Raw genomic sequence first — 16,003 nt, 5'->3', positions numbered from 1 at the left:
GGCGGGGGCGGCTGCGGGGCGGAACAGACCCGGCGGCGCCGGGTCAGGAGTGACCGAGCGGCTCGGAGGCCGTATCGTCCACCGACCCGGTCAGGTCGGGTTCCGGGACGTCCTCGGCGGTGTCGTACGAGAGCGAGAGATCGTCGAGGATCGGCGCGGTCGGCTCGACCTGGTGCGGCAGCACCGCGGCCTCGGAGTGCGCGCCGCAGCCGTGGTCGGCGGCGACCACCCGCCCGTCGTCGGGGGCGTACTCGTTCGCGCAGACGCCGAAGCCGGTCCGCAGCGCACCCGCGAGCGGCCAGTAGAAACCGCAGGTGGAGCACTGGGCGGGGGCGGCGTGCGCGAGCGGGGTGTGCGGTCCCGACTCGCCGGAGTGCCAGCGCCGCACGGCTCGATCGCGGCCGATCGGGGAGAGCACCCGGGCCCGGCCGAGGCCGTATTCGAAGATCATCTGCTGGTCGGAGTCGTCACCGGTCTCGGTGAAGCCGGGCGCGAGCCGGTCGTCGTCCTCCGAGGTGGGCAGCAGGTCGCCCACGCCGAGGTCGCCCGGGCGGAGCCGATCGCTCCAGGGCACCCACTGCGGCGGCATCAGCGCGCCCGCCCCCGGCAGGAGCACGACCTCGCTGACCGTCACGTTGCGCGCCCGCGAGGCGCGGGCGACGGTGACGGCCCAGCGCCAGCCGCGGTAGGCGCGGTCGAGACATGCGAAGTAGTGGGTGACGACACGGTCGCCCTCGCCCTCGACCCCGAGGTGCTCGCCCACATCGCCCGGCCTGACGTTCTCCTCGACCGCGGCACGGGCCAGGTCGACGGCCGCGACACACGCCTGGTCAAGGACCACGGCGCGGGATCGAGTCCGGCTCACGAGTCGTCTCCCGTCAGCCCCGCAGCACGACGGCTGCTGTCCCTACTGGCTCGCTCGCTCACTGCGCTCACAGTTCATTCTCACCCATGACCGGAGCGAACGGCACCGCGGACTCCCGTTAGCCCGGGCAGTGACCAGGCGCACCGGACAACTCCCCCACCCTTCGGGTATGACTGGATACGTGGCAGCTGGGTGGGAGCGGGTTCGCAAGACGGTGAGTGACGCCTCTCGGCAGGTCGGCAGGTCGGCCGCCGCCGCGGGCCGGGCGGGCGCGCGCGCCGGCCGGGGCACGGGCCGGGCGACGACGCGGGCGGCCCTGGGGGCGGTCAACGGCACCCAGCGAGTGGGCAGGGCCGCGCGACGGCTGACCCACGCCCAAGGCGCGGGCCGCACCGGGCTGGGCCAGCTGATCGAGCTGACCGCCGCGCACAGCGCGGGTGACGCCCTGGTCACCGCGGCCCTGGCCGGGACGCTCTTCAAACTCCCGGTGAACGAGGCCCGCGGCCAGGTCGCTCTCTACCTGCTGATCACGATGATTCCGTTCGTGGTGGTCGCACCCTTCGTCGGCCCGGTCCTCGACCGGTTTCGCTCGGGGCGGCGCTTCGTGATGGCCGGCACCCTCTTCGGCCGCGGGCTGCTCTGCTTCGCGATGGCGGCGGCGATCGTCCCCGGCGACGTGTTCACGATCTTCCCGGCGGCGCTGGCCGTGCTGGTGCTGTCGAAGGCGTACAACGTCTCCCGCGCGGCGATCATGCCGAGCGTGCTGCCCGCCGATATCGCGCTGGTCACGGCCAACGCGAGGGTCGCCCTGTTCGCGCTGGTCACGGCCGGCGTCGCGGTGCCGGTCGGCGCGGGCGTCAGCGCCTGGCTCGGCGCCGAGTGGGTGCTGCGCGGGGCGACGGTGCTCTTCCTGCTCCAGGGCGTGCTGGCCGTACGGCTCCCGCGCCACGTCGACTCCCCCGACCTGGAGGAGCTGGACGAGAGCGGCGAGGAGCGGCCGCACCGCTGGCGCACGATGCTGAACGTGGGCCCGGTGGTGGCCGAGGCGATGTGGGCCAACGTGGCCATCCGCCTCTACTCCGGGTTCCTCCTCTTCTACCTGCTCTTCCTCGTGCAGGACAGGAACCTGCCCGGCCTTCCGCCGACGGTCGCCATCGGTGTGCTGGCCGTGGCCGCCGGTGCCGGCGGGCTGGCGGGCACGGCCGTGGCCTCCTGGGTGCGCAACCACTCCCCGCAGGTCATCGTGCTGGCCACGCTCGCGGTGACGACCACGATCACGGTACTGGCCGCGGTCGTCTTCCAGCTGTGGAGCGCGGTGGCGGTCGCGCTGGTGGCCGCCTTCGCCCAGGGCCTAGGCAAGCTCGCGCTGGACGCGATCGTGCAACGGGAGATCGGCGAGGAGGTGCGCTCGTCCACGTTCGGCGTGGTGGAGGCCTTTCTGCAGATCTCCTGGGTGCTGGGCGGCCTGATCGGGCTGCTGCTCTCGCTGTTCGCCGGCGGATCGGCCGGGCTGGCCCTGATGACCGTGGTGCTGGCGGGCTCGCTCGGCTGGCTGCTGGTCCGTCGCCGCAGGCGGGTCCGGGAGGTGGACGCCAGGGTCGAGGCCGCCCGGGGTCCGGGCACGCCTCGTCCCGCCGAAGGTACAGAGCGGTTCGCGCGGGACGGGGTGTCCGCCGAGTGGGTCAGGCCGCGGGCCGCGGGGACGGCCACAGTGGTCGTGCGGCCGGAGAACGCCCCCACGGAGAAGCGGACCAGACCGCTGACCACCCCCCACGGCTGAGCCGGGGCACACGGGGGCGGTCGGCGGGCTGTCAGTCGTCCAGGTCGTCGGCCACCGCCCGGAGCACGGCAGCGATCTTCTTCGCGTGCGTGGCCTCGGGGTGTTTGCCCTTCTGGTACGACGTGGAGACCGTGTCCAGGAGCTTGATCAGGTCTTCCACGATGACGACCATCTCGTCGGGCTTCTTGCGCTTGCCCTTGGGCTTGGCGGTCTTGGCGAGCGTGGGGGGCTGGTCGATCACTCGAACCGAGAGCGCCTGCTGGCCGCGGCGCCCCTCGGCCACACCGAACTCGACCTTCTGGCCCGGCTTGAGGGAGTCCACGCCGGAGGGCAGCGCGGAAGAATGCACGAAGACCTCACCGCCGTCGTCGCGGGTGAGGAAACCGAAACCCTTGTCGGCGTCGTACCACTTGACCTTGCCACTCGGCACAGGGGTGACCTCGTTCAGACTGTCGTGAAAAGGAATGGATGTAGGTTATGCCCAGCGGACGCCGAGAGCGACCGTGTATTGGGGCCCGAATTACACAAGAGCCGTGGGAGTTCGCCAGCTGTCGAACCATTCGGTGAACTCGGTCAGATCGCTCAGGATCACATCTGCTCCGTGATCACGCAGTTCCACCGCCGGATAGACACCCGTTGCCACCGCCACGCTGACGGCTCCTCCCGCTCGCGCCGCCTCGATGTCCGCGACATGATCTCCAACATAGGCGGCGGCGCCGAAAGTCGCGAGCGCGGGCCCCTTGGCCGCCCCGAAGACCGATCCGACGAGCTCGTCCACTTCCAGGCCGAGGAACTCGACGGTGTGCGCCGCGTCGCGGGCGTTCTTCCCCGTCACCACGGTGACCCTGCCCCCGGCCCGCCGTACCGCGTCGACCGCCTCGCGCGCACCGGGCATGAGGGTGGTGACCGGGACCGCGATCGACGGGTAAAGCCGCCGGTAGACGTCGGCCGCCGCGGGGACCTCGGCGGCGGGCATCCAGTTGGCCAGTTCCCACTCCAGCGGCGGCCCCAGCCTGGCCAGCACGGCGCCGCTGTCGATGAAGAAGCCGGTGCGCAACGCCACCTCGTCGTAAACGGCGGCGATGCCCGCGCGGGTGTCGGCAAGCGTCAGATCGAGGTCGAATCCCACCGAGTTCATCGGGTCACTCACCGCTCCTTGTCGGCTACTCGAAGAGGTTTCTTCGAGAAGCCCTCAAAGAATGCCAAATCCCCCTAAATATGGCCAATCCCAAGTGTTGTACATGACGCCGCCCACTGTGGAACCCTGCACCGGAAGGATTTACTTATCCGCGGGCAAACGGTCCCTCCCCGGACGGTTCCCCCTGAGCGCCCGACGGCCGGCACGCCCTCTCGGCGAGTCGGCCGGCGTGCCCTCGCAACGGGCTTGGACCGGCGCGGTGCGACTCGGCATGGTCGGCACTGGATAGGGTCATGGTGGAGGTATCGGCAGAGAAATGACCAGATCAACGCGCGAGCGGATCATCGACGAGGCCCTGCGACTGTTCGCCGAGCGGGGCTACTCGGCAACCTCGGTGGCCGAGATCGAGGCCGCCTCCGGACTGTCACCGGGCGCCGGGGGTCTCTACCGGCACTTCAAGTCCAAGTACGAGGTGCTGGCCGCGGCGGTGAACGAGCACGCGGCCAGAACACGGGCGCAGATCGCCGAGACCCTGGCCGAACTCAGCGTCGTCGACACCTCGACCGAGATCGAGGAGCGGCTGGCCCAGCTGTGCAGGTCCGGGCTGGCCAAGGTCCGCGAGGAGAGAGACCTCACGCGCGTGTTCTTCCGCGACCTGAGCCAGTTCCCCGAGCTGGTCGCGACCGTACGCGACGGCCTCCTGCAGCCCATGTTCGACGCGATCACCACCTGGTTTCGCGCCCAGCCCGAGTACGCCGGGGCCGATGCCGACTGGCCCGCCATCGGTGCCGTGCTCGGCGGGGCGGTGGTCCATTACCGGCTGTTCGAGGAGACCGTGGGCGAACCCCCGGGCCGCGCGGAGCGCGACCGTTTCGTCGCCGCCTGGGTGTGCCTCGCGCTCGGCCTGCTGCCCCGGGCGGCGGTCCAGGCCATCGGCTGAGAGCCCCCGGCACGGCCCGCGGAGCGTCACCTGTCTCCCCGTCCCGCGGTGACCTCGGGATCGAGCAGGCGGCAGGCCAGCCAGAAGACCCCCCATGCCGCGCCCAGCAGGAACATGAGCCCGCTGATGCCGAAGAACTCATCCACCACGGTGCCGAGGTCGTTCCTGGCCCGGACGAGGGCGACCAGGCCGCCACCGAGGGTGTAGCTCACGATCGGAGCGGCCAACCCGAGCACCTTGTCAGAGGTGTGCCAGCTCTGGCAGGCGATCACGACGAGCACCGCGACGGCCCAGACCAGCACCGGGATCCGGAAGATCGCGATCGGGGCGAGGGGGATGGGGATCAGCAGCCCGGCCAGGGCCAGCAGGCCCATGCCGGCCGTCTCACGCCGGTGGCTCAGCAGGATCGCCCGGGTGTCACGCGCGGCGGGGGCGACGTCCTCCCGCGACCGAGCCGGGCTCCACCGGCGCGGCCACCCCCGCTGACCGCGTACCCGCCGCCTGGCCAGTAGCTCCTCCGCCTCCCGCATGCCCCTGACCACACCGGGCGGCAGCTGGCCCCGTGGCCCCGTGTCCTCCGGCCTCCCACCCGGCGTTTCCGGCGACGCCCCTTCCACCGCCTCCGGCCGAGCCGTTCCCGATGCCGCGGGTGCCGCCGGTGAGGCCTCCCGCGCCTCAGGCGGGGCTCCCTGCGCTTCCTGCGGCGAGGGATCCCGTATGAGTGGTATCTCCTCGGTCGGCGGATCGCCCTCCACGATGTCCTCCCACTCGTCCACGGAGTCCTCTCCACCACCCGATCCGCCACCCGGGTCGTCGTCGGGGGTGACCGGTGACGCCCCCCGGTCCTTTCGCCCTGATCCGCGAGCGGCCGAGGGGCCGGGATCGCCCGGTGCGGGCTCGGCGGCATCCGGGGGGACTCCCGTCGAGGCGTACGGATGCCCCCGCACGGGCCGGCGGGGAGCGGGGACACCGAGATCGCCCGGTGCGCTCTCGCCGGGGTCCCGCGCCTCGCGGCCGACCGCACCGGAGTCCGCCGGATCGGAACCGGGGGCGGAATCGTCCGGTGTGGGCGCGGCAAGGGGCATGGCCGGAGCGACGACACCCGCGGCCCGGGAGCGCGGCTGGGCGCCCAGGCGGCGCAGCTCGCGGCGGACCAGCGCGGCGGGGTCACCGAACCGGGCCAGCACCCTCTCCACCGCGGCCGGATCGTCCGTTCCCGCCCGCTCGGCGTCGATCCGCCTGCGCAGCACCGCGACGAAGTCGATCCGCTGCCTCGGCTGCAGCACGCCCTGGGCGGCGTCGGCCGCCTTGCTGACGTAGTCCAGGACGAGCTGGTCGGCACGCTCGATCACGCTGGCCATCCTCTCTCGACATCGTCTCGCTCGTGAGCTTCTTCCCCCATTCACCACCCATCACGTGATCGATTCACCCCCTTCGTGTGATCACGGAATTCGCTCAGGCCGCATGATGTCGGTCAAGCCTCTTACCATTGACGGAATGAGCACGGAGTTCACCGAGTGGCTGCGCAGTCAGAGCGACGACCGGTTGCGAGCACTCGTCTCCGTACGCCCCGAGCTCATCACCCCCGTGCCCGCGCATCTGGAGGGGCTGGCCGGGCGAGCCGGCAGCCCGTCGGCAGTGGGCAGGGCACTCGACCGGCTCGACCGGTTCACCCTCGCGGTCATGGAGACGCTGGTCGTGCTCCCCGCCCCTGTCCCCTACAGGTCACTACGCGCCCAGCTGGCCCGCGCCCTGCCGGGGGCGGCAGGCCCGGCGTTCCAGAGCGCCCTCAAGGAGGCGGTCGAGCGGCTGCGCACCATGGCGCTGGTCTACGGGCCCGACCGGGCCCTGACTCCGGCCCCCGGTGTGCGGGGGGTGCTGGACGCTCCCGCCGGGCTCGGCCCGCCCGCCGAGGAGGCGTTCCGGCACCATTCCGCCGAGCGGCTGGCCGAGCTGATCCAGGACGCCGGAGGCGAGGGCGGCGACACCAGGGAGGCCCTCGCCGCGCTGCTCGGCGATCCGGAGATCGTCGGACGGCTGGTCGAGGAGGTCTCGCCGCAGGCCCGGTCGGCGCTCAACGAGCTGGCCTGGGGTCCGGCCAGCGGCCGGGTGCCCAACGCCCGCCGCGAGGTTCGGGCCGCCACCGCACAGTCGCCGATCGAGCAGCTCCTCTCCCGCGCGCTGCTGGCCGCCACCGGCGAGGAGACCGTGGTGCTGCCCCGCGAGGTCGCGCTGTTCCTGCGCGACGGCCGGATCCACCGGGACCTGTCCCCCCTCCCTCCCGCGTCCGAGGGCACCGAGCGCGACCAGAGGCTCGCCGACCGTACGGCGGCCGGACAGGCGTTCACCTTCACCCGCGCGGCGGAGGAGCTGTGCGAACGCTGGAGCGTCGACCCGCCCGGCGTGCTCCGCAGCGGCGGCCTGGCCGTGCGCGATCTCAGACGGGTCGCGACCCTGCTCGACCTGCCCGAGTGGGTGGCGGGGATGATCATCGAGGTGTGCTACGCGGCGGGGCTGGTCGCGGCGAGCGGCGCGGTCGACGGGGAGTGGATGCCCACCCCCGGCTACGACGGCTGGCGGGTGAAGGCCACCGAGGACCGCTGGGCCCTGCTGGCAGGCGCCTGGCTCACCATGGACCGGGTGCCGGGGGTCATCGGCGAGCGCGACGAGCGTGACCGGCTGCTCAACGCCCTCCATCCCGACCTGCGCCGCGCCGCCGCCGCCGAGGTGCGCGCCACCACCCTGGCCATGCTCGCCGCGACGCCGGGGGTGGCCCCCACTCTCGACGCGGTGCGGATGCGTCTGGCCTGGGAGCAGCCCCGCCGTCGCGGCGGCCAGCGCGACCAGCTGGTGGAGTTCACGCTGCGCGAGGCCGAGCAGATCGGTGTCACCGGCCTCGGACTGCTCTCCGGCCACGGCCGCGCCCTGCTTCCCGAGGCCCTCGACGGCCCCGGCGTCTCCGGTGACCCCGGTCTCCCCGGCGGTGGCCGTGCCGCCTCCGCCGCCCGCCTGCTGCTCCCGTTGCTGCCCGAGCCGCTCGACCACGTGCTCCTCCAGGCCGACCTGACCGCCGTCGCCCCCGGGCCGCTCACCGGCGACCTGAGACGGTGGCTGGCACTGGCGGCCGATGTGGAGTCGACCGGCGGTGCGACGGTCTACCGCTTCGACGAACGGTCGATCCGGCGGGCGCTGGACTCCGGGCAGGGCGCCGAGGAGATGCTGGCCATGCTGGAGCGCCACTCGACCACGCCGGTGCCGCAACCGCTCAGCTACCTGGTCACCGACGTGGCCCGGCGCCACGGCCGGATGCGCGTCGGCACGGCGAGCGCGTACGTGCGGTGCGACGACTCCTCGCTGCTGGACGAGGTGATGGCCGACAAGCGGGCGATCCCGTTACGGCTGCGGCGGCTCGCCCCCACGGTGATCGCTGCCCAGTCCTCCCGGCCGACGCTGGTCGACTCGCTGCGCGCGATGGGTTACGCCCCGGCCGCGGAGTCCCTCGACGGCGACGTGATCATCACCCAGCTCGACGTCCGCAGGACCGAGAGCACCCTGGCGGTCCGCGCCCCGGTCACGTTCGGCGGCCCCGAGGCCGACGTGGTGGCGGCCGCCGTCCGCGCCGTGCGCGCGGGTGACGCCGCCCACCAGGCCCGCAGGGCCCCGGTGGCCGCCCCCGGCGGCCAGGTGCCGCGCTCCCCCGCCACCGCCACGATCGTCGCCCTGCGCGAGGCCATCCGGCAGGGGTCGCAGGTCTGGATCGGCTACCTCGACTCCCAGGGCAACGCCACCAGCCGGATCCTCGAACCGGCCCGGATGGAGGGCGGCTATCTCACCGCCTACGACGAGACGCGGGCGGCGGTGCACCGCTTCGCCCTGCACCGCATCACCGGCATCGCCGACATCGCCTGAGATATCCTCGGCGGGTCCGGCCGGGATCGGGGACGGCCCCGGCGTGCCGGGGAAAGGCCACGGGGTAGTCTCGATCTCGGGATGGGGCCGCCGCGAGCTCGGTCACCGGTCCTGCGGGACCGCGTCACTCGCCGGGACGCGAGGGCCCCTTTTCAGTCTCATCCCGGCCTTGGGCTCTGTCCCGCGGATCTTGCCACCGCGAGGATCGGTCGGGTGCTGCCTCGCGAGGCGGAGGGAGGGAGCCGCGGTGGCCGACGACGCGGCGGGACGTCGCCTGAGCGACCGCGATGGGCAAAAGTTCCAGGAGGGTAGGGCCTAGCTGCCGGAATGCGACCGAGTCCATTCGCCAAAGGCGCACGGCTCACGACCCATATCGTGATATCTGTTGATGTTCCGAGCTCCACAGAAGCGAGAGATCCACAGTGAGCAGCGGTCACTCCGAAGGCCCCAGCACCAACCCGGACGACTGGAAGAGCCCCTACAACACGGGGCCCGGCCAGACCTCCGGCTACGGTCAACCCCAGCAGGGTCACCACGCCGAGCACTTCCAGCCGTCCGGCTACGGCCAGGCCCCCGGCTACGGACAGCCCGGCTACGGCGAACCCGGCTACGGTCAGGGTTACGGGCAGGCCGGCTACGGCGAACAGCCCTACGGGCAGGGTTACGGCGAGCCCGGCTACGGACAGCCCGGCTACGGAAAGGGCTACGGCGCACCCCCGTACCGCAACACCGAGGGTGTCAGGACCCACGCGATCGTCGCCATGGTCATCAGCATCGTGCTCACGCTGAGCTGCTACGTGACCCTCGGCGGCCTGGCCGGCGTCATCCTGTCGAGTGTCGCCCTGGGGAGGGTGGACACCGACCCCCCGGGCGCCAGGAACCTGCTCAAGTGGACCTGGATCAGCATCGGCATCAACATCGGGCTGATCATCCTGGGTGCGGCCGCCTTCATCATCGCCGGCATCAACGGCGCCTTCGACTGAACATCCCCGGGGACCGCCATCCGCGGCCTGCGGTCGCGCACGGGTGCCGTAGACCGGGCAGGCGAGGAATCGCCGGGTGGTGAGTTCCATCACGCCGGACGGGAGGCGGGACTGCCCGGGCGTTCCCGCCCGTTGCACACAGGAGACATGGAGCGGGGCGCACCCGCGAGTGCGACCATGAGCTGATCCGCCGTAGCCCGCAGCGACCATAGGGAGAAGTCTGTGACTGACGGACCACTGATCGTCCAATCGGACAAGACCCTGCTCCTTGAGGTCGATCACGAGAAGGCCGGGGAGTGCCGCAAGGCGATCGCCCCGTTCGCGGAGCTGGAGCGCGCGCCCGAGCACGTGCACACCTACCGCGTCACCCCTCTGGCGCTGTGGAACGCGCGGGCCGCCGGGCACGACGCCGAGCAGGTGATCGACGCGCTGATCGCCCACAGCCGCTACCCCGTGCCGCACGCGCTACTGGTCGACGTCGCCGAGACGATGTCGCGGTACGGCAGGCTTCGCCTGGAGAAGCACCCCGCCCACGGGCTCGTCCTGACCAGCACCGACAGGGCGGTGCTGGAGGAGGTGCTGCGCTCCAAGAAGATCCAGCCGCTGCTGGGCGAGCGGCTGGGCGACGACGGCGTGGCCGTGCACCCGAGCGAGCGCGGCAACATCAAGCAGCACCTGCTCAAGCTGGGCTGGCCCGCCGAGGACATGGCCGGGTACGTCGACGGCGAGCACCACCCGATCGCGCTCACCGAGGACGGCTGGGAGCTGCGCACCTACCAGCGGGAGGCCGCCGAGGCGTTCTGGCACGGCGGCTCCGGCGTCGTCGTGCTCCCCTGCGGCGCGGGCAAGACGATCGTGGGCGCGGCGGCGATGGCGCAGGCCAAGGCGACGACGCTGATCCTGGTGACCAACACGGTCTCGGCGCACCAGTGGAAGCAGGAGCTGCTCAAGCGGACCTCGCTGACCGAGGACGAGATCGGCGAGTACACCGGTACGAAGAAGGAGATCCGGCCCGTCACCATCGCCACGTACCAGGTGATGACGACCCGCAGGCAGGGCGTCTACCGGCACCTGGAGCTGTTCGACGCCCGCGACTGGGGCCTGGTCGTCTACGACGAGGTGCACCTGCTGCCCGCGCCGATCTTCCGGATGACCGCCGACCTGCAGGCCAGGCGGCGGGTGGGCCTGACCGCGACACTCGTACGCGAGGACGGCCGCGAGGGCGACGTGTTCTCCCTGATCGGCCCCAAGCGGTACGACGCGCCGTGGCGGGAGATGGAGAACCAGGGCTGGATCGCCCCGGCCGACTGCGTCGAGGTGCGGGTGACGCTGACCGACGCCGAGCGGCTGGCCTACGCGATGGCCGAGTCCGAGGAGCGCTACCGGTTCTGCGCGACCACACCGTCCAAGACCCGGGTGACCGAGGCGCTGGTCCGGCAGCACCCGGGCGAGCAGGTGCTGGTCATCGGGCAGTACATCGACCAGCTCGACGAGCTGGGCGAGCACCTGAACGCGCCGGTGATCAAGGGGGAGACGAAGGTCAAGGAGCGGGAGCGGCTCTTCCAGGCGTTCCGCGACAGGGAGATCCAGGTCCTGGTCGTCTCCAAGGTCGCCAACTTCTCGATCGACCTGCCGGAGGCGGCGGTGGCCATCCAGGTCTCGGGCACCTTCGGGTCGCGGCAGGAGGAGGCGCAGCGGCTCGGCCGGGTGCTCCGGCCGAAGGCGAACGGAGGCGGGGCCCGGTTCTACTCGGTGGTCAGCCGCGACACGGTCGATCAGGAATTCGCCGCCCACCGGCAGCGGTTCCTGGCCGAGCAGGGGTACGCATATCAGATCATCGACGCGGACGACGTGCTCGCCGGAGAATAGCCCCACATGGCGAACACGTCGTCAATTTGTGTCAGGTCCACGAAATCCCGCGGGCTTTCGACAAACAAACCACCCCCTCGCTAGGCCTCGCGGCCACTGGCGACATACCCCCATGATCTGCGGGAGTCACCATGTTCGCCTGGCTTTTTCGCCATTTCACAGGAGAATGACGGAGGGTGCCAGGATGATTACCGAACGATCAGTCCGCCGACAAAGAAAACGCTTTCCGCGATCATCCACATGATCACCGCAGCGGTCATCAGAGTGATAAAACGATTTTCGTCACCGCGAATCCGGGGCACCAGCCAGGCACCCGCCGTGCAACCGGCCGCGATCACCGCGAACAGGGCCGATGCCCCGGCCACCCCGTCCAGCCGAGCCACGCAGCCCGGGTCGGAGCAGAACGCCTCCGGCCCCCAGCCCGCGAACACCGAAAGCCCCCAGAGCGCGGCCAGGAGAAGATTGGCGACCGTCGGTATGACAGGGGAGATCCGCACGCCCATCGGGATACCCGCGCCCAGCGCGCCCCAGTCCGACGTTAATCCTTTTGAGACACACCGGCGCCACCGCTAAGCTGGCCCATTCGCTACCCGATGACCACCACCTCCGTTTATCGAATGGGAGGCGCTTCAGCGTGCCCGCACATCAATTGGCCCCTGACATAACCGACGATCCCGCCCGGACCCTCGCCGCCGAGCGCGAGCACCTGGCCACCTCCAGAACGGCGCTGCGCGCGATGCGCGAGCACGCCCAGTCCCTCTCCTCCGACGCCGCCGGAGACTGGGTCTCCCAGCAGATCCTGCAGGCGCTGCTGGACCAGCGGGTGGCGGCGCTCGCCGACCACTCGGGCACGCCCCTGTTCTTCGGCCGCCTCGACCGCCAGGCGGACGACGACCTTCCCGGCACGGTCTACGTCGGGCGCAGGCACGTCCACGACGAGCGCAGCCGCCCCCTGGTGATCGACTGGCGCGCCCCGGTCTCGCGGGCCTTCTACCAGGCCAGCCCGTCCGACCCGATGCGCGTCGTGTTGCGCCGCCGGTTCGGCTACCAGGGCGGCGACCTGACCGCCTACGAGGACGAGCGCCTCGACCAGGGCGGCGCCGCCCTCGCCCAGAGCAGGATCCTCACCGAGGAGATCGAGCGTCCCCGCTCGGGGCCGATGCGCGACATCGTCGCGACGATCCAGCCCGACCAGGACGAGATCGTCCGCTCCGAACTCGGCCGGACGGTGTGCGTCCAGGGTGCCCCCGGCACCGGGAAGACCGCCGTCGGCCTGCACCGGGCCGCCTACCTGCTCTTCACCCACCGTGAGCGGCTCGCCAGGTCGGGCGTGATGATCGTCGGCCCGAACCGGGCGTTTCTCTCCTACATCTCCTCGGTCCTGCCCGCGCTGGGCGAGGTCAAGGTCGACCAGACCACGATCGCCGGGATCCTCGGCGACCACTCCACGCCCGAGGACCCCACGGTCGGCGCGCTCAAGGGCGACGCGAGGATCGTCGGTGTGCTGCGACGCGCCCTGTGGGCGCACGTGGTCAAGCCCACCGAGGGCGTGCTGTTCACCAAGGGGATCAACCGCTATCGGGTGGCGGACCACGAGGTCCGCGAGATCGTCGCCTCGCTCCGCGGCACCACCCGCTACGGCCCGGGGCGCGCGACACTCGCCCAGCGGCTCGCCCACCTGGTGCTCGTCCGGATGGAGCAGCGCGGTGAGTCTCCCGACGACCGGGTACAGGACGCGGTCGCCAGGTCCAAGCCGGTCAGGCAGCTCGTGGACGCGGTCTGGCCCAAGCTGACCCCGCAGCAGGTGCTCCATCGGCTGTTCAGCGACCCCGCCTTCCTCGCCGCCGCCGCCAAGGACGATCTCACCGCCGCCGAGCAGTCGCTGCTGCTCTGGCCCAAGCCTCCCAAGTCCTTCCGCTCGGCGAAGTGGTCGGCGGCCGACGGCGCGCTGATGGACGAGTTGGGCGACATGATCGAGCGGACCGTCCCGCTGGGCCACCTGGTCGTGGACGAGGCCCAGGACCTGTCGGCGATGCAGTTGCGCGCCCTCGGCCGGCGCTGCCGCACCGGCTCCGCCACCGTCCTGGGCGACCTCGCCCAGGGCACCACGCCCTGGTCCGCCCGGTCCTGGACCGAGGTCCTGGGGCATCTGGGCTTCGAGGACGGCGCCGTCACCGAGCTGACCCTCGGCTTCCGCGTGCCCCGCGAGGTCCTCGACTACGCGGCCAGGCTGCTGCCCTCCGTCGCCCCGGACCTGGCCGCCCCCCGGTCACTGCGCCCCGGCGCGGGCTCCCTGTCGGTGCGGCCGGCCCCCGACCTGGCCGCGGCGCTGGCCCGTGCCGCGCGGGAGGCACTCGCCCGCGAGGGCTCGATCGGCGTCATCGTCCCCGACGCCCTGGTGGGCGCCGCGTCCGAGGCCCTGTCCGACCTGGATCACCGGGTGCTGAGCCCCGACACCGTCGAGGACCATCGCCTCCTGGTCATCCCGGCGACCCTGGCCAAGGGCCTGGAGTACGACCACGTGATCGTGGCCGAACCCGCGGACATCGTCGACGCCGAACCTCGCGGCCTGGCCCGCCTGTATGTGGTCCTGACCCGGGCCGTCACCTCACTGACCGTCCTGCACGCCCGGGAGCTTCCCGCCCAGCTCGCCGGGTGACCGCCTGATCGGGCTACGGCCCGCTCCCCGGCTCGCGCGCTCTGACCGGGGCGGTACTCCGGCGAATGTGGTGCGCCGCTCTGATCCCGAAAGGATTTATACCGACCGGGATGACCCTGATGACCCCGTTGGTCTTGGGGTTGATCACAGTCACGCTGTCCGTGTCCAGGTTGGCCACATAGATCTGGGCACCGTCAGGGGAGATCGTGATTCCGAAGGGAGAGCCCTCGACCGGGATGGTGGCGGTGACCTTGTTGGTCTTGGCGTCGATCACCGTCACGACGTTCGGAATCAGGTTGGTCACGTAGACGTAGGCGCCGTCATCGGAGACCGCGATCCTGAAAGGATGGTTACCCGCGGGAATCTCGGCGATGACCTTGTTGGTCCTCACGTTGATCACCGACACGGTGTCGGAGTCCTGGTTGGCCACATAGACACGGGGACGAGTGGGAGAGAACCTGATCCCGAACGGACTGTGGCCGACCGGGATGGTGGCGATGACCCTGTTGGTCACCATGTCGATCACCGACACGGTGTCGGAGTCCTGATTGGCCACATAGACACGGCGATAGGGAGCGGCGGCGAGTCTGAAGGGGCTGTGGCCGACCGGGATGATGGCGATGACCCTGTTGCTCCTCGTGTCGATCACCGACACGACGTTCGCCTGCACATCGGTCACGTAGACGCGGGTGCCGCCGTAGGAGACGTCGACCCCGACGGGGTGGCCGTCGATGGGGATGGTGGCAGTGACCTTGTTGCTCCTTGTGTCGATCACCGACACGTTGTCCGACTGCGCGTTGGTCACGTAGACATGTGCGTTGTCGGGAGCGACCGCCACCCCGATGGGGTTCTCACCGACGGTGATGGTGGCGGTGACCGTGTTGGTCGTCGTGTCGATCACCGACACGGTGTTCGACTGTGAGTTGGCCACGTAAACGACATTCTCCGGCGGCGTGGTCGCCACAGCCGTGGCTGTCGGCGCCGCCAGTCCGGCCACGATGACCAGCACCGCCATGGCTGGAAGGACACGTGACCGCCACCCACCCCCCGGTAACCGACCAGGTGGTTTCCAGTGGTTATGATCCATCGTTCCCCTCACCTACCGCTGTACCACCAAGAACCCCGTCACTACAGCAAGGACTTTGTTCTATGGCCGCACGGCAGCGCGTCCCGGAAACGACACACCGGCTTGAACTCTTGTTCCGTCCGCCTTGTCCATTTATTGCTTGATAGCGCCGAAGTCAGCCGACCAGCTTGGATGTGACCGCGCCTCCTCGGCCCTGCTCGGCCGGTCCAGAGCGACCCCGGCTTTTCGAGATCCCTCTTCTCGCCCGCGACTCCGTACAGGCCGGCGCCGGATCGAACTTCGCGGCTCGCGGCCTCTCCGGCGGCGCCCATCGGGGCGGCCCATTCGAGGACGCACGACGACAGGTGACAGACGATGCCTCGGGGAACACGTAAAAGAGGCGCCCCCGACATCTCGGGGTCGCCTCTTTTACCTGAAAGCGGTTGGACTTAGAAGTCCATGTCGCCGCCGCCGGGCATGGCGGGAGCGGCCGCGGCCTTCTCGGGCTTCTCGGCGATGACGGCCTCGGTGGTGAGGAACAGCGCCGCGATGGACGCCGCGTTCTGCAGAGCGGAACGCGTCACCTTGGCCGGGTCGATGATGCCCGTCTCGAACAGGTTGACGTACTCGCCGGTGGCGGCGTTGAGACCCTCACCCGCGGGAAGGTTGCGCACCTTCTCCACCACGACGCCACCCTCAAGGCCGGCGTTGACGGCGATCTGCTTCAGCGGCTCCTCAAGGGCCTTCTTGACGATCGCGGCACCGGTGGCCTCGTCGCCGGAGAGCTCCAGCTT

General features: G+C 70.9%; 13 protein-coding genes. 6 read left to right on the top strand and 7 right to left on the bottom strand.

Annotation, left to right across the window (positions count from 1 at the left end; translation table 11 throughout):
- Positions 1-43: 43 nt before the first annotated feature.
- The gene (locus ACWD3H_RS28155; protein ID WP_343980863.1) at positions 44-865 is read right to left on the bottom strand and encodes a DUF3027 domain-containing protein; all 822 of its coding nucleotides are present in this window, start codon (positions 863-865) and stop codon (positions 44-46) included.
- Positions 866-1,034: 169 nt separating this feature from the next.
- On the opposite strand from ACWD3H_RS28155, the gene ACWD3H_RS28150 reads away from it, so the two are divergent.
- Positions 1,035-2,645 carry an MFS transporter gene (locus ACWD3H_RS28150; RefSeq protein WP_350915641.1) on the top strand — a complete coding sequence of 537 codons (1,611 nt, stop codon included), beginning with the start codon at positions 1,035-1,037 and terminating at the stop codon, positions 2,643-2,645.
- 31 nt (positions 2,646-2,676) lie between these two features.
- Here ACWD3H_RS28150 and ACWD3H_RS28145 read toward each other — a convergent pair whose 3' ends face one another.
- Positions 2,677-3,075: a cold-shock protein gene (locus tag ACWD3H_RS28145; protein ID WP_355624224.1), complete on the bottom strand. Its 399-nt coding sequence runs from the start codon at positions 3,073-3,075 to the stop codon at positions 2,677-2,679.
- Between the two features lie 90 nt (positions 3,076-3,165).
- Positions 3,166-3,795, bottom strand: coding sequence for an HAD family hydrolase (locus ACWD3H_RS28140; protein WP_355557674.1), 630 nt, complete (start codon positions 3,793-3,795; stop codon positions 3,166-3,168).
- 304 nt (positions 3,796-4,099) lie between these two features.
- On the opposite strand from ACWD3H_RS28140, the gene ACWD3H_RS28135 reads away from it, so the two are divergent.
- Entirely contained in the window at positions 4,100-4,723 is a 624-nt protein-coding gene (locus ACWD3H_RS28135) for a TetR/AcrR family transcriptional regulator (RefSeq protein WP_355557672.1), read from the top strand.
- A gap of 26 nt (positions 4,724-4,749) precedes the next feature.
- Here ACWD3H_RS28135 and ACWD3H_RS28130 read toward each other — a convergent pair whose 3' ends face one another.
- A complete protein-coding gene (locus tag ACWD3H_RS28130; protein ID WP_451957104.1) occupies positions 4,750-6,075 on the bottom strand; it encodes a hypothetical protein in 1,326 nt (441 codons plus the stop codon).
- 145 nt (positions 6,076-6,220) lie between these two features.
- Between ACWD3H_RS28130 and ACWD3H_RS28125 the strand changes: the two genes are divergently transcribed.
- The 3 genes from ACWD3H_RS28125 (at position 6,221) to ACWD3H_RS28115 (ending at position 11,484) form a co-directional block, all read left to right on the top strand.
- On the top strand, positions 6,221-8,632 hold the full coding sequence (locus ACWD3H_RS28125; protein ID WP_451957103.1) for a helicase-associated domain-containing protein: 2,412 nt from the start codon (positions 6,221-6,223) through the stop codon (positions 8,630-8,632).
- Between the two features lie 422 nt (positions 8,633-9,054).
- Complete coding sequence (locus tag ACWD3H_RS28120) at positions 9,055-9,615, top strand: hypothetical protein (RefSeq protein ID WP_451957102.1); 561 nt, start codon at positions 9,055-9,057, stop codon at positions 9,613-9,615.
- Positions 9,616-9,837: 222 nt separating this feature from the next.
- The gene (locus ACWD3H_RS28115; RefSeq protein ID WP_451957101.1) at positions 9,838-11,484 is read left to right on the top strand and encodes a DNA repair helicase XPB; all 1,647 of its coding nucleotides are present in this window, start codon (positions 9,838-9,840) and stop codon (positions 11,482-11,484) included.
- A 188-nt stretch (positions 11,485-11,672) separates the two neighbouring features.
- Here the strand turns inward: ACWD3H_RS28115 and ACWD3H_RS28110 are convergent, their stop codons facing one another.
- Entirely contained in the window at positions 11,673-11,987 is a 315-nt protein-coding gene (locus ACWD3H_RS28110) for a hypothetical protein (protein WP_451957100.1), read from the bottom strand.
- 131 nt (positions 11,988-12,118) lie between these two features.
- Between ACWD3H_RS28110 and ACWD3H_RS28105 the strand changes: the two genes are divergently transcribed.
- Entirely contained in the window at positions 12,119-14,143 is a 2,025-nt protein-coding gene (locus tag ACWD3H_RS28105; protein WP_451957099.1) for a HelD family protein, read from the top strand.
- A gap of 13 nt (positions 14,144-14,156) precedes the next feature.
- On the opposite strand, the gene ACWD3H_RS28100 is transcribed toward ACWD3H_RS28105, so the two are convergent.
- Positions 14,157-15,158 (bottom strand): YncE family protein, encoded by a 1,002-nt coding sequence (locus ACWD3H_RS28100; protein ID WP_355557651.1) that lies wholly within the window; start codon positions 15,156-15,158, stop codon positions 14,157-14,159.
- 500 nt (positions 15,159-15,658) lie between these two features.
- Positions 15,659-16,003, bottom strand: a 345-nt coding sequence (locus ACWD3H_RS28095) for a TCP-1/cpn60 chaperonin family protein (protein WP_451957098.1), incomplete at its 5' end; no start/stop codon positions are given.

This window comes from Streptosporangium sp. NPDC002607 (assembly GCF_053592655.1).
The sequence above is the reverse complement of the archived record's forward strand: the minus strand, read 5'-3'. Positions and strand labels throughout refer to the sequence as shown.